Here is a 12562-nt window from a genome sequence, read left to right on the forward strand (position 1 = left end):
TGTGTTCGTCCTTGTCTGATCGGTTGGTGCTGTGCTGTCCGGAGCCGCTCACGCGGGATCCGATCCCACCGCGCTCGGAGCGGCGGCGGAGGAGGCCGAGCCGGAGTCGCGCTCCAGCTCGGAGACGTAGGGGCTGAGCTCGGGCGGATCGATGCCGAGCACGACATCGGACATCACGGTGCCGTCCGAGAGCCGGTAGTTGGCGCCGACGAGGGCGAGCCGCCCGGTCGCGACAGCGTCGGCGATCAGCGGGGAGCGCTGGAGCAGCTCGGCGACCGTGTCGCGCAGGTGCTCGCGGCCGACGGCCAGCGCGTCGGTCGCCGACGGGTCGACGAGCACGCGGCCGTCCGGCTGGGCGCCCACGAGGCGGCGCACCGCGGGGATGATCGGCTCGATCAGGTGCTCGATGTGCGGGGGGAGCCGCTCGGCGCCGGGCGCCTGCGACTGGATCGCCGCCCGGACCGCTCCGCACTCGTCGTGGCCGAGCACGAGCAGCACCTTCACGCCGAGGACGGCGACACCGTACTCCAGCGAGCCGATGATGGAGTCCGCGATCACCTGGCCGGCGTTGCGGACGACGAAGAGGTCGCCGAGCCCCAGGTCGAAGATGATCTCGGCCGCGAGGCGGGAGTCGCTGCAGCCGAAGAGCGCAGCGAGCGGGGCCTGCGCGGCGGCGAGCTCGGCGCGGCGCTCGACGTCCTGGCGGGGGTGGCGGGGCTCGCCGGCGACGAAGCGCTGGTTGCCGCGGAGCATCTCCTTCCAGACCCACGCCGGCGGGCGGGACTCGCGGGGGACGGTGCTGCTGGTTCCGAGGCTCATCGGGACTCCTCCTGGCCGATCTGCGGGGTGATGGCGTCGACGACCAGGCGGATCTCGTCCGTCGGGGCCGTGCCGTAGACGAGGTAGGTGCTGGAGCCCTCCGTCGTCTCGAGTGCGTAGGGCGTGTTGCCGGTGTCGTCGCCGGAGTCGCGGTGGTCGTAGACGGTCCAGTCGCGGCCGTCGATCGTCTCGACGCCGGTCGCCGCCCGGCGGTCGAGCTGCGTCGCGACCCAGGCCGCGTCCGCGTCGAGCCCCTGGCTCAGGCCGATGTAGCCCGCCTTCGGGGTGATCAGGCCGACGTACCAGTAGTCGGTGCCGTTCTCGCGGCGGAGCTCGGCCGCGTTGGCCTTCCAGCCCTCGGGCAGGGAGGGCACGGCGAGCGTCTGCTCCTCGCCCAGCTGGACCTGTGCGGCGACGCGGGGGACGTCGACCGAGGAGAGCTCCACGGTGTCGCCGCGGGGGACGAGCAGGACGATGAGCGCTACGGCGCCGACGGTCGCGAGCAGCGAGAAGACGAGGTTGTTGACCGTCTTGCGCTGACGGTAGAGCCGGGAGTTCTCGGCCTTGCGTGCGGCCGTCTCGGCGGCCGTCTCCGGGCGCCCGAGCTCGGCGACGACCCGCGCGGGCTTCGCGCGGCTCATCCGGCGGCCGCCCCTCCGGAGCGGGCCGCGTCCAGCCGGGCGCGTGCTCCGATCAGCCACTCCTCGCAGCGGGCGGCGAGGGCCTCGCCGCGCTCCCACAGGGCGAGCGAGCGCTCGAGGGTGGAGCTGCCCTGCTCGAGCTCGGACACGACGCGGACGAGCTCGTCGCGCGCCTGCTCGTAGGAGAATCCCGAGACGTCGGAGTCGGTCGCCGGGGCGTCGGGGGAGTCGGGCATGGGTCTGATCCTATCGATCGGGGCTGAGGGGGGACGGGTGGCGCGGCGGGCTCAGGACCGGCCGGCGGGATCGCCGGTGGGCCCCTCGGAGCGGGCGCCGACGGCCCCCTCCGCGAGCGTGAGGACGAGTGCGCCGCCGGCCGGCGCGTCGCCGGGTGCCCGGACGACGTGCCCGGCCGCGTTCTGGACGATCGCGTAGCCGCGGTCGAGGGTGTGCTGGGGGGAGAGGGCGCGCAGGTGGCCGTGCAGGCGCTCGACCTCGAGGTGCGCGCGCTCGAGGCGGCGGTCCACCAGCTCGGCGCCGCGCGCGACCCAGCGGGTCAGCTCTTCGGAGTGCCGGTCGACCAGCACGTGCGGCTGGGCGAGCACCGGCCGCGAGCGCAGCTGCGAGAGCCGGTCGATCTCGTGCGAGACGAGCCCGCTCACGCGGCCGGTCATCCGCAGCCGGGCCTGCTGCACGCGCAGCAGCTCGTCGGAGACGTCGGGCACGACCCTCTTCGCGGCGTCGGTGGGAGTGGAGGCGCGCAGGTCGGCGACGTCGTCGAGCAGCGGGCGGTCGGCCTCGTGGCCGATCGCGCTGACGACCGGAGTGGAGCAGGCGGCGACGGCGCGCACGAGCGCCTCGTCGCTGAAGCCGAGCAGGTTCTGGAAGTCGCCGCCTCCGCGGGCGATCACGATCACGTCGATGCTGTCGTCGGCCTCGAGGGTCCGCAGGGCCGAGAGCACCTCCGGGACCGTCCGGTCGCCCTGCACGGCCGAGTGGACCACCCGGAAGCGCACCGCCGGCCAGCGCAGCTGCGCGTTCCGCAGCACGTCCTTCTCGGCGTCCGAGTCCTTGCCGGTGATGAGGCCCACGCCGTGCGGGAGGAACGGCAGCGGCTTCTTGCGGGAGGCGTCGAACAGCCCCTCCGACGCCAGCTGCCGGCGGAGCCGCTCGAGCTTCTCGAGCAGATCGCCCAGGCCGACGTGGCGCATCTCGAAGACCTGCATCGAGAGCGTGCCGCCCTTGACCCAGTAGTTGGGCTTCACCAGCGCGATGACCCGATCGCCCTGCTTGAGGTCGGCCGGGAGGCGGCTCCGCACCGACGACCAGACGGTGAAGCCGACCGTCGCGTCTCCGGACAGGTCCTTCAGCTTCCCGTAGACGTTGCCGCCGGACGCGCCCCACTGGGTGATCTCGCCCTCGACCCACGCGGTCCCGAGGCGCTCGATCCAGCCCTTGATCTTGCTGGCGAGCAGGCCGACCGGCCAGGGTGCGTCGGCGGTGGGTGGGGCGTCGGTCATCGCTGCCTCTGCTCGGAGGGACGGGGGAGCGGGAGTGCCCTCCCGCGACGACAACGGTACGGGACGGGTCCGACACCGGGACGGCCCGGGCACAGGATGCACCACGTAGAATCAGGGGGTGAGCCAAGTCCCGATCAGCCTGCCCATGCCGCGCATGCCCCGCGCCACAGGGCGTCTGCGCGACGTCCCCGTCGAGGGCCGCAAGCGCGTCCTCCTCGCCGCGCCCCGCGGCTACTGCGCCGGAGTCGACCGCGCGGTCGTCGCCGTCGAGAAGGCCATCGAGCACTACGGTGCCCCGGTCTACGTGCGCAAGCAGATCGTGCACAACGTGCACGTCGTCTCCACGCTCGAGAGCCAGGGCGCCATCTTCGTCGACGAGGTCGACGAGGTGCCCGAGGGATCGCACATCGTCTTCAGCGCGCACGGCGTCTCACCGGCGGTCGTCCAGGGCGCGGCCGACCGCAGTCTCCAGGCGATCGACGCGACCTGCCCCCTGGTGACGAAGGTGCACCGCGAGGCCGTCCGCTTCGCGCGCGACGACTTCGAGATCCTCCTCATCGGCCACGAGGGCCACGAAGAGGTCGAGGGCACCGCGGGCGAGGCTCCCGATCACGTCACCCTCGTCGGCAGCCCCGACGACGTGCCGAACATCGTCGTGAAGGACCCGGACAAGGTCGTCTGGCTCTCGCAGACGACGCTCTCGGTCGACGAGACGATGGAGACGGTGCGCCGTCTCCGCGAGCGCTTCCCCAACCTGCAGGACCCGCCGAGCGACGACATCTGCTACGCCACGCAGAACCGCCAGGTCGCGATCAAGAAGGTCGCCGCGGGCGCCGAGCTGGTCATCGTCGTCGGCTCCGCGAACTCCTCCAACTCCGTGCGCCTCGTCGAGGTCGCCCTCGAGTACGGCGCGAAGGCCGCCTACCGGGTCGACTACGCGAGCGAGATCAAGCAGGAGTGGCTCGAGGGCATCCGCACCGTCGGCGTCACCAGCGGCGCCTCGGTGCCCGAGGTGCTCGTCCAGGAGGTCCTCGACGACCTCGCCGCCGCCGGGTACGGCGACGTCGAGGAGGTCAAGACGGCGGAGGAGGACCTGATGTTCTCGCTCCCCAAGGAGCTGCGCAAGGACGTCGCCGGCAAGCGCGACGCCCGCGGCGTCGGTGGACGCATCAGCGCGGGAGCGGGCGCCTAGAGCGTTCCGGCCCGGACACGGAAGAGGCCGCCCTCCCTCGGGAGCGGCGGCCTCTTCCGTGTGCGGTGGAACGGGGATCGACGCTAGACGTCGGTGCCGGCGCCGCCCTGCGAGCCCGACATGCGCGTGACGTACTCCGCGAACGTCGGGTCGCCCAGGATGGCGATCGCCGCGACGATCAGGGAGAGCAGCACGGTCGCCGCGATCCCGAGGATCGGGACCAGCACGGCGCGCTTGCCGGCGCGGAGCCGCCGGATCGAGATCCACACCGCGAAGGCGACGATCAGCGACTGCGCGAGCGCCACCACGACGCCGAGGATCCGTGCGAGCTCCGGCGACGCGTAGGTGCCGATGCCCTGGGAGCGGTAGAGCTCCTGGAGGGTCGTCGCGAAGCTCGAGGGATCGAGCAGCGTCGGCACGGCGAAGAACACGCCGAGCGCGAGCAGCACGATCGTGAGCAGGCGGTCGACGGGATGCGCGACGGGCTTCGCGGCCGGAGCGGTCGCGGGCCTCGGATCGGTCTCCGACCCCCTCGGGTCGGGGACGACCACGGCGTCCTCCGGCGGCTGCCACGACCAGCCGGGCGGCGCGTACTCGCCGTACTGCGGCTCCGGACGCCTGTCGCCCGGCTGATCGTGTGCGTTCGTCACGGAGCGGTGCCCTACTTCCCGGAGTTCCCGGCCGAGCCGAGCTGACGGGTCGCCTCGGCGACGCGCGCGGCCATCGCGGTCTCGGCGATCTTGCCCCACGAGCGCGGGTCGTAGACCTTCTTGTTGCCGACCTCGCCGTCGACCTTGAGGAAGCCGTCGTAGTTCTTCAGCACGGTGTCCGCGACGGAGCGGCTGAACGCGTACTGCGTGTCGGTGTCGATGTTCATCTTGACGACGCCGTTGCGGACCGCCTCGGCGATCTCCTCGTCGGTCGAGCCCGAGCCGCCGTGGAATACGAGATCGAGGGGGAGCGCGCCGGTGCCGTACTTCGCCTGCAGGCCGTCCTGGATCTCGCGGAGCAGCTCCGGGCGCAGGCGGACGTTGCCCGGCTTGTAGACGCCGTGGACGTTGCCGAAGGTCAGGGCGGCCATGTAGCGGCCCTGCTCGCCGAAGCCGAGGGCCTCGACGGTCGCGATCGCGTCGTCGAGCGTGGTGTAGAGGTGCTCGTTGATGTCGTGCGAGACGCCGTCCTCCTCGCCGCCGACGACGCCGATCTCGACCTCGAGGATGGCGTTGATGTTCTTGACGCGCGGGAGGATCTCCTTCGCGATGGCGAGGTTCTCGTCGAGCGGGATCGCGGAGCCGTCCCACATGTGCGACTGGAAGAGCGGCTCGCGACCGGCCTTGACCTCCTCCTCGGAGGCGGCGATCAGCGGGTAGACGAAGCCCTCGAGCGCGTTCTGCGGGCAGTGGTCGGTGTGGAGCGCGACCGTGACCGGGTAGTTCTTGGCGACCTCGGTCGCGAACCTCGCGAAGGCGATCGCGCCGGCCGCGCGATTCTTCACGGTGTGGCCGGCGAAGTAGTCCGCGCCTCCGGTGGTGACCTGGATGATGCCGTCCGAGCCCGCCTCGGTGAGGCCCTGGAGGACCGCGTTGATCGTCTGCGACGACGAGACGTTGAACGCCGGGTAGGCGAAGCCGCCCGCCTTCGCCTTGTCGAGCATCTCTGCGTACTGGTCCGGGGTAGCGACGGGCATGGCATCTCCTTTGACGGATGAACGAAGGGGGGTCGGGCGAGGCCCGCGTCGCGGACGAGTCTAGCGAGGCGCCCCTCCGCGGTCCCTCCGCCCGTGGAGGGCCCTGGACTAGGCTTCGAGCAGGGATGGGGATCCGCTCCGCGGGTCCTGCGACGACGTGCACGAACTCGACGACGAAGGACTCCGCTCTGTGATCGACAACGACTCGCTCTACCTCCACCCCGACCGCAACCTCGGCATGGAGCTCGTCCGCGCCACCGAGGCCGCCGCGATCCGCGCCGTGCCCTTCATCGGCAAGGGCGACAAGAACGCCGCCGACGGCGCAGCGGTCGATGCCATGCGCACCTTCCTCGGGACCGTGAACTTCGACGGAGTCGTCGTGATCGGCGAGGGCGAGAAGGACAACGCGCCCATGCTCTTCAACGGCGAGCACGTCGGCAACGGCTCGGGGCCCGCCGCCGACATCGCCGTCGACCCGATCGACGGCACCTCGCTGACCGCCGCCGGGCGCCAGAACGCGCTCTCGATGATCGCCGTCGCCGACCGCGGCGCGATGTTCGACCCCTCCGCCGTGTTCTACATGGAGAAGATCGTCACCGGGCCCGAGGGCGTCGGGATCATCGACATCCAGCGCCCGATCGGCGAGAACATCCGCGCCCTGGCCCGCGCCAAGCGCAAGCCCGTCGAGGAGATGCGCATCGCGGTGCTGGACCGCCCGCGCCACGCTCAGCTGATCGAGGACATCCGCGCGGCCGGAGCCGGCACGCGCCTCCTGCTCGACGGCGACGTCGCGGGCGGCATCAACGCCGCTCGCCACGACTCCCGACTCGACATGTGCGTCGGCACCGGAGGCACGCCCGAGGGCATCATCACGGCCTGCGCCATCCGCGCGCTCGGGGGAGTGATCCAGGGCATCCTCCGCCCGAAGGACGACGACGAGCGCCAGCGCGCCATCGACGCCGGGCACGACCTCGACCGCGTGCTCCACGCCAACGACCTCGTCCGCAGCGACAACACCTACTTCGTCGCGACCGGAGTGACGAACGGCGGGCTCGTGAAGGGCGTGCGCAAGGAGGGCCACGTCATCACGACGGAGTCCATCGTGCTGCGCTCCCGCTCGGGCACCATCCGCCGCGTGACCGCCCAGCACCTCGCGGAGAAGTGGGTCTAGGCCGTCACCGTCTGTCCGAGACGCCGCCCCGCCGCTGAGGCGCCGCTCCGCTGACGGCGCCTCGGCGAGTGCGGCGGCGTTCCGGCGTGCGGGACGCGGAAGGACACCGGCCCCGGTCGCCGAGGCGAGCGGGCGGGGCCGCGGCGGGTCTCGAGACGCCTCGCGGGCGCTCCTCCGCCGGGCCGCGGAGGCGGAGCGCCGTCGCGATCTGCGGTCGTCCGGGTGTCGAGCCGGATGGACGGCGCCGCTCGCGCGCGGCCTGCGCACCCCCGGTGATCGCTCAACGGGGACCGGGGACCCTACGCGCTCCGCTCGGACTCGTCGTCCGCGGCGAGCAGCTCGACGGCGGTGAGGCGGCGCGGCGAGGAGGCGACTCCTCCGACCGGGGCGATGACGCGCGACTCGTCGAGGGAGTCGAACTGGCGCGCGGTGACCAGCACGCGGCTCTCGAGCGAGCCGGCGAAGGCGTTGTAGGAGTCGACCGTCTTCTCGAGCGAGCGGCGCAGGCCCTCGGCGTGGTCGGCGAGGGTGCCGAGACGGGCGTAGAGCGTCTTGCCGAGGTCGAGCAGGCGCTTGGCGTCGTCGGTGAGCACGTCCTGCTGCCAGGTGTAGGCGACGGTCTTCAGCACCGACCACAGGGTCACGGGGGAGGCGAGGGCGACGCGCTTGCGGAACGCGTACTCGAGCAGGCTCGGGTCGGCGTCGAGCGCGCTCGCGAGCAGCGGCTCGCTCGGGACGAACGCGATGACGAACTCGGGGCTCGCCGGGAGCCCGGTCCAGTAGGAGCGGGCGGCCAGCGCGTCCACGTGGCCGCGGAGGGCGCGGACGTGCGCGCGCAGGAGCCCCGCGCGCCGCGCCTCCTCTTCTCCGCCGGCGCCCGCGGGGATCGCGCTCGCCTCCAGGTACGCGTCGAACGGCACTTTGGCGTCCACCGCGATCGCCTTGCCGCCGGGCAGGCGGACCACCATGTCGGCGCGGCCGCGGCCCGCCTCGCCCTCGAGCCCGAACTGCACGTCGAAGTCGACCCGCTGGGTGAGCCCGGCGGCCTCGACGACGTTCCGCAGCTGCGTCTCGCCCCAGGCGCCCCGGCTCGTGGTGGAGCGGAGCGCCGACGCGAGGGTCTCGGTCGTCGAGCGCAGGTGCTCGCCCGCCGCCCGCTGCCCCTCCAGCTGTTCGGTGATCGCCCCGAACTGGGCGGCGCGCTCGCGCTCGAGCCGGCCGACCGCCTCCTGCATGCCGCGCAGGCTCTCGGCGACGGGGGAGAGGGTCTGCAGGATGCGCGCGTCGTGCCGCTCGCGCTCGGCGACGACGCGCAGCTGCTCCTGGAGCTCGCGGATCTGGTCACGGGCGGAGCCGAGGTGCTCGCGGTGCTGCTCGACGACGGCCTCGTGCCGCTCCTCCAGGCCCTCCGCGCGGGCGCGGGCCGTCGCGAGGTCGAGGGCGAGGGCGGCGTCGGGCGTGCGGGAGCGGGCGAGGAGGACGGCCACGACTCCCGCGAGGAGCGCGCCGACCACCAGGCCGAGGACGAAGGAGAGATCCATGCCGCCGATGACACCATGCACCTCCGACATCGAGCGATCGACGCGCCACGACCACCGAACGAGGGCCAGGACGCCCTGCGACCGCCTCGTAGACTTCGCGATCATGGGGAATCACCACCGCTCATCGCGCCTGCTCACGGCCGCGCTCGCTCTCGCCGTCGGGCTCGGCACCGCCCTCGTTCCGATCACCTCCGCCTCCGCCGCCGAGGACGCGCCGTCGACCGTCTCGGTCGAGACCGGCGCTCTCGACGCGTCCGTCGACCGCGCCGACCTCGGCGTCCCGGACCAGTCGACGCAGTACAGCGCCGAGGAGACGAAGAGCTTCCGCGCCGGCTTCATCGTCAGCGACGCCCAGTTCTTCGACGGCGACGCGCTGAGCACCGGTCAGGTGCAGTCGCTCCTGAACGAGAAGGGCAGCCGGTGCTCCACCGCCGGCACCGCCCCCTGCCTCAAGGACTTCTCGCAGGCGACGCCGTCGAAGGCGGCGGACGCGATGTGCAGCGCTTACCAGGGCTCCGGCAGCGAGTCGTCGGCCTCGATCTTCACGCGCGTCGGCCTGGCCTGCGGCATCAACCCGCTGGCCCTGGTCGTGCTCGTGCAGAAGGAGCGGAGCCTCGTCACCGACGCGACGCCGAGCCCCGAGGACTACGCCAAGGCGACCGGCTACAACTGCCCGGACACCGCGGCGTGCGACCCCGGCTCGGCGGGCTTCTTCACGCAGGTCTACAGCGCGGCCCGCCAGTTCAAGCGCTACGCCAACCCGCCCGGCTCCGGCTCGAACTTCACCACCTACGCTCCGGGCTCGACGCCGAACGTCGCCTACTACCCGAGCACCGCGTGCGGCTCCTCGCCGGTCACCATCCGCAACCAGGCCACGGCCGACCTCTACTACTACACGCCGTACCAGCCCAACGACTACGCGCTCACCGGCTCCGGCAACGCCAACTGCGCGACCTACGGCAACATCAACTTCTGGTACCTCTTCAGCGACTGGAACCCGAACGGCACCCTGGCCAACGCCGGGATCGCCCCCGCGGGACGCGTCGACGCCCCGCGCATCTCGGGCAGCACGCTGAGCGTGTCCGGCTGGGCCGTCGATCCGACGACGCAGCAGGCCGCGCTGACCACGACGGTCACGGTGACCGGCCCCGACGGCACCCGCACGGTCCGCACGCAGACCGCGAACGGCGACCGCGGCGACATCCCGGGCGAGTACTCCGTCGCCGGCCGCGCACACGGCTTCGGCGCCACCACGCCCGTCTCGGCACCCGGCACCTACCAGGTCTGCGTCTCCACCGACTCCGTCGAGTGGAACCGCTGGGTCGGCTCGGGCGACTCCCGGGGCCCCGGCCGGAAGGATCTCGGCTGCTCGACCGTGAGCACGTCGGCCGGGATCGACGTCTCGCGTCTGGCCGGCACCGACCGCCAGGGCACCGCCGTCGAGATCTCGAAGGCCGTCTTCGGCCCGAACGTCCCCGTCGTCTACATCGCGACCGGCGCGAACTTCCCCGACGCGCTGAGCGCCGCCCCGGCCGCGGCCAAGCAGGGCGGTCCGCTGCTCCTGGTCGACCGCGACGGCATGTCCCAGCCCGTCCGCGACGAGCTCGACCGCCTGAAGCCCGCGAAGATCGTCGTCGTCGGATCGGAGCTCAGCGTCGGCAAGGGCGTGTACGACCAGCTCCGCGGCTACACCTCGTCGATCCAGCGGCTCGGCGGGACCGACCGCTACGACACCTCGAGGAAGATCATCCAGTACGCCTTCTCGGGCGGCTCGTCGCGCGCTTGGCTGGCGACCGGCGAGAAGTTCCCGGACGCGCTCGGCGCGAGCGCCGCAGCCGGCTCGGTGAACGCTCCCGTCGTCCTGGTCAACGGCACCGGGAGCACGGCGGACGCCGTGACGAAGAGCATCCTCTCGGGGCTCAAGGTGCAGACCCTCACCATCGCGGGCAGCCCCCTGTCGGTGAGCGAGGGGATCAAGAACTCGCTTCCGGTGTCGACCATCACCCGCATCGGCGGAGTCGACCGCTACGACACCTCGGAGCAGCTGAACCGGGCCGCCTTCTCGAGGGCCAAGACCGTGTTCCTGGCGACGGGCGAGAACTTCCCCGACGCCCTCGCCGGAGCCACGGCGGCGGGCTACTCGAACAGCCCGCTGTTCGCCGTGCCGACGAACTGCGTGCCCCGCGCCGTCCTGACCGACATCGCGAAGTCGGGAGCGCAACGGGTCGTCCTCCTCGGCGGTCCCACCACCCTCTCGGAGGACGTCGCGCGCCTCACCCCCTGCGGCTGATCGCCCGCGGCCCCGCCACTAGCGTGGAAGGATGACCCCGACCGCACCGTCCCCGACCGGCGTCCGACGCCGGCGGGGCGGTGCGGTCGTCGTCGTCGGGGCGCTGGTGGCGCTCCTGCTGGGAGGGTCCGTCGACGGTACGCGCCTCGCCGCGGTGCCGTCCGAGCCGCAGACCGTCCGGCTGTGGACCTTCCTCCAGCCGGGCCCCGTCGCGGCCGACTTCGACCCGGGCGACCTGATCTCCGACGAGGTCTTCTTCGCCGGCGACGCGCTCGGACCGCTCACGGTGCAGGCGTTCCTCGACGCCCGCGTCCCCGACTGCGCGGGCGGGCCGGTGCCGTGCCTGCGCGACTACGCCGAGGACACCGCGGCGATCACGGCCGACGAGCAGTGCGATGCGCTGCCCGCCGGACGCGACGTCCCGGCCGCGGAGATCATCACCTCGGTCGCCGGCGCGTGCGGCGTGAATCCGGCCGTCCTCCTGGTGCTGCTGCAGAAGGAGCAGTCGCTCGTGACCGATCCGGAGCCGAGCGAGCGGCAGTTCCGCAGTGCCACGGGCTACGGCTGCCCGGACACCGCGGATTGCGACACGGACTCCTACGGCTTCGCGGCGCAGGTGTACGGAGCGGCGTGGCAGTTCCAGCGCTACCGGAATCCGGACTCGAGCTTCGACTGGTACCCGGTCGGCGCGGCCGGCGACGTCCGCTACTCCCCGGACGAGTCCTGCGGTACCGCCCCGGTGACGATCGCCAACGCGGCCACGGCGGGTCTCTACTACTACACGCCGTACCAGCCGAACGCGGCGGCGCTCGCGAACCTCTACGGCGAGGGCGACGACTGCTCGGCCTACGGGAACCGGAACTTCTGGCGCATCTTCAGCACCTGGTTCGGCGACCCCCGCGGCTGAGCCGATCGTCTCGAGCCGGCTCGGCATGACGGACGTCAGGCGGCGACGGGGGCCTTCGGGCGCAGGCGCTTCACGGAGACGCCGGCCAGCTCGCCGAGCTCGGCCATGCTCGCGGCGCCGTGCCGCCGGGCCGCGTGCACGACGATCGCGGCGCACGCCTCGGCATCGGCCGACGCGTCGTGGTGGCGGAAGTCCTCGAAGCCCGCGGCCATGGCGACGACGGGGAGGCGGTAGGAGTCGAGCTCGTACGTCTTGCGGGCGAGCTGGAGCGAGCAGAGGTAGTCGTACTCGGGGTGCTCGAGGGAGGTCGCCGCGCAGGCCGCGCGGATGACGCCCATGTCGAAGCCGGCGTTGTGCGCGACGAACACGTCCTCGCCGGCGAAGGCCGCCAGGTCGGCGAACTGGTCGACCCAGGAGGCGGCGGCGTGCACGTCGTGCTTGCGGATGCCGTGGATCCGCGTGTTCCACTCGAGGAAGTCGTCGTACCCCAGCGGCGGGCGGATGAGCCAGCCGGCGCGGTCGACGACGCGGCCGTCGCGGACCTTCACGAGCCCGACGGAGCAGGCGGAGGCCCCGTGCGAGTTGGCGGTCTCGAAGTCGATGGCGGTGAAGTCGATGGGCACGCTCCAGCCTCTCACGCACCTCCGACGCCGCCGGGAGCGTCGCGCGCGCGTCGCCCCGAGCGGGCGGGAGCACCCGCCGGCCGCGGGCGGGCGCCTCCCGTTCCTCCGCGCCCCGCCCGCCCGGCCCTTCCGCCGCCACGCCGTAGGACGGATGCCCGTGGCTCTCCCCAT

12 protein-coding genes are annotated in these 12562 nt (G+C 72.6%); 4 read left to right on the forward strand and 8 right to left on the reverse strand.

Features of this window, described 5'->3' with window-relative positions; translation table 11 throughout:
* Positions 1–48: 48 nt before the first annotated feature.
* The 4 genes from C5C10_RS08770 to xseA are packed head-to-tail and all read right to left on the reverse strand — an operon-like array spanning position 49 to position 2980.
* Positions 49–819 carry a carbonic anhydrase gene (locus tag C5C10_RS08770; protein ID WP_208543312.1) on the reverse strand — a complete coding sequence of 257 codons (771 nt, stop codon included), beginning with the start codon at positions 817–819 and terminating at the stop codon, positions 49–51.
* A complete protein-coding gene (locus C5C10_RS08775) occupies positions 816–1460 on the reverse strand; it encodes a DUF4245 domain-containing protein (protein ID WP_104225525.1) in 645 nt (214 codons plus the stop codon). Before C5C10_RS08775 ends, C5C10_RS08770 begins: the two co-directional genes overlap by 4 nt.
* Positions 1457–1696, reverse strand: coding sequence for an exodeoxyribonuclease VII small subunit (locus C5C10_RS08780; RefSeq protein ID WP_104224418.1), 240 nt, complete (start codon positions 1694–1696; stop codon positions 1457–1459). The genes C5C10_RS08775 and C5C10_RS08780 overlap by 4 nt, the downstream gene beginning before the upstream one ends.
* 51 nt (positions 1697–1747) lie before the next feature.
* Positions 1748–2980: an exodeoxyribonuclease VII large subunit gene (gene xseA / locus C5C10_RS08785; protein WP_104224417.1), complete on the reverse strand. Its 1233-nt coding sequence runs from the start codon at positions 2978–2980 to the stop codon at positions 1748–1750.
* Positions 2981–3125: 145 nt separating this feature from the next.
* Here xseA and C5C10_RS08790 point away from each other — a divergent pair, with 145 nt between their 5' ends.
* Positions 3126–4172, forward strand: a complete 1047-nt coding sequence (locus tag C5C10_RS08790; RefSeq protein WP_104232760.1) for a 4-hydroxy-3-methylbut-2-enyl diphosphate reductase — start codon at positions 3126–3128, stop codon at positions 4170–4172.
* A gap of 83 nt (positions 4173–4255) precedes the next feature.
* Here C5C10_RS08790 and C5C10_RS08795 read toward each other — a convergent pair whose 3' ends face one another.
* Together C5C10_RS08795 and fbaA are read right to left on the reverse strand one after the other, a co-directional pair.
* Complete coding sequence (locus C5C10_RS08795) at positions 4256–4822, reverse strand: DUF6264 family protein (RefSeq protein ID WP_104224415.1); 567 nt, start codon at positions 4820–4822, stop codon at positions 4256–4258.
* A gap of 11 nt (positions 4823–4833) precedes the next feature.
* Positions 4834–5859, reverse strand: a complete 1026-nt coding sequence (gene fbaA, locus C5C10_RS08800) for a class II fructose-bisphosphate aldolase (protein WP_104224414.1) — start codon at positions 5857–5859, stop codon at positions 4834–4836.
* 238 nt (positions 5860–6097) lie between these two features.
* Here fbaA and glpX point away from each other — a divergent pair, with 238 nt between their 5' ends.
* On the forward strand, positions 6098–7030 hold the full coding sequence (gene glpX / locus C5C10_RS08805; RefSeq protein ID WP_097165697.1) for a class II fructose-bisphosphatase: 933 nt from the start codon (positions 6098–6100) through the stop codon (positions 7028–7030).
* A 299-nt stretch (positions 7031–7329) separates the two neighbouring features.
* On the opposite strand, the gene C5C10_RS08810 is transcribed toward glpX, so the two are convergent.
* Positions 7330–8571 (reverse strand): DNA recombination protein RmuC, encoded by a 1242-nt coding sequence (locus C5C10_RS08810; RefSeq protein ID WP_219813244.1) that lies wholly within the window; start codon positions 8569–8571, stop codon positions 7330–7332.
* A 103-nt stretch (positions 8572–8674) separates the two neighbouring features.
* Here C5C10_RS08810 and C5C10_RS08815 point away from each other — a divergent pair, with 103 nt between their 5' ends.
* On the forward strand, positions 8675–10861 hold the full coding sequence (locus C5C10_RS08815; protein WP_104329040.1) for a cell wall-binding repeat-containing protein: 2187 nt from the start codon (positions 8675–8677) through the stop codon (positions 10859–10861).
* A 31-nt stretch (positions 10862–10892) separates the two neighbouring features.
* Complete coding sequence (locus tag C5C10_RS08820; protein WP_104268449.1) at positions 10893–11768, forward strand: hemagglutinin; 876 nt, start codon at positions 10893–10895, stop codon at positions 11766–11768.
* 35 nt (positions 11769–11803) lie between these two features.
* On the opposite strand, the gene C5C10_RS08825 is transcribed toward C5C10_RS08820, so the two are convergent.
* The gene (locus C5C10_RS08825; RefSeq protein WP_104224410.1) at positions 11804–12391 is read right to left on the reverse strand and encodes an exonuclease domain-containing protein; all 588 of its coding nucleotides are present in this window, start codon (positions 12389–12391) and stop codon (positions 11804–11806) included.
* Positions 12392–12562: the final 171 nt, after the last annotated feature.

Source organism: Rathayibacter sp. AY1A3 (assembly GCF_002930975.1).
Classification (GTDB): domain Bacteria; phylum Actinomycetota; class Actinomycetes; order Actinomycetales; family Microbacteriaceae; genus Rathayibacter.

What these genes read in the sequence shown, in the direction of transcription:
- C5C10_RS08770 (WP_208543312.1), bottom strand. Translation starts at nt 819, where the DNA reads ATGAGCCTCGGAACCAGCAGCACCGTCCCCCGCGAGTCCCGCCCGCCG.
- C5C10_RS08775 (WP_104225525.1), bottom strand. Translation starts at nt 1,460, where the DNA reads ATGAGCCGCGCGAAGCCCGCGCGGGTCGTCGCCGAGCTCGGGCGCCCG.
- C5C10_RS08780 (WP_104224418.1), bottom strand. Translation starts at nt 1,696, where the DNA reads ATGCCCGACTCCCCCGACGCCCCGGCGACCGACTCCGACGTCTCGGGA.
- xseA (WP_104224417.1), bottom strand. Translation starts at nt 2,980, where the DNA reads ATGACCGACGCCCCACCCACCGCCGACGCACCCTGGCCGGTCGGCCTG.
- C5C10_RS08790 (WP_104232760.1), top strand. Translation starts at nt 3,126, where the DNA reads ATGCCGCGCATGCCCCGCGCCACAGGGCGTCTGCGCGACGTCCCCGTC.
- fbaA (WP_104224414.1), bottom strand. Translation starts at nt 5,859, where the DNA reads ATGCCCGTCGCTACCCCGGACCAGTACGCAGAGATGCTCGACAAGGCG.
- glpX (WP_097165697.1), top strand. Translation starts at nt 6,098, where the DNA reads ATGGAGCTCGTCCGCGCCACCGAGGCCGCCGCGATCCGCGCCGTGCCC.
- C5C10_RS08810 (WP_219813244.1), bottom strand. Translation starts at nt 8,571, where the DNA reads ATGGATCTCTCCTTCGTCCTCGGCCTGGTGGTCGGCGCGCTCCTCGCG.
- C5C10_RS08815 (WP_104329040.1), top strand. Translation starts at nt 8,675, where the DNA reads ATGGGGAATCACCACCGCTCATCGCGCCTGCTCACGGCCGCGCTCGCT.
- C5C10_RS08820 (WP_104268449.1), top strand. Translation starts at nt 10,893, where the DNA reads ATGACCCCGACCGCACCGTCCCCGACCGGCGTCCGACGCCGGCGGGGC.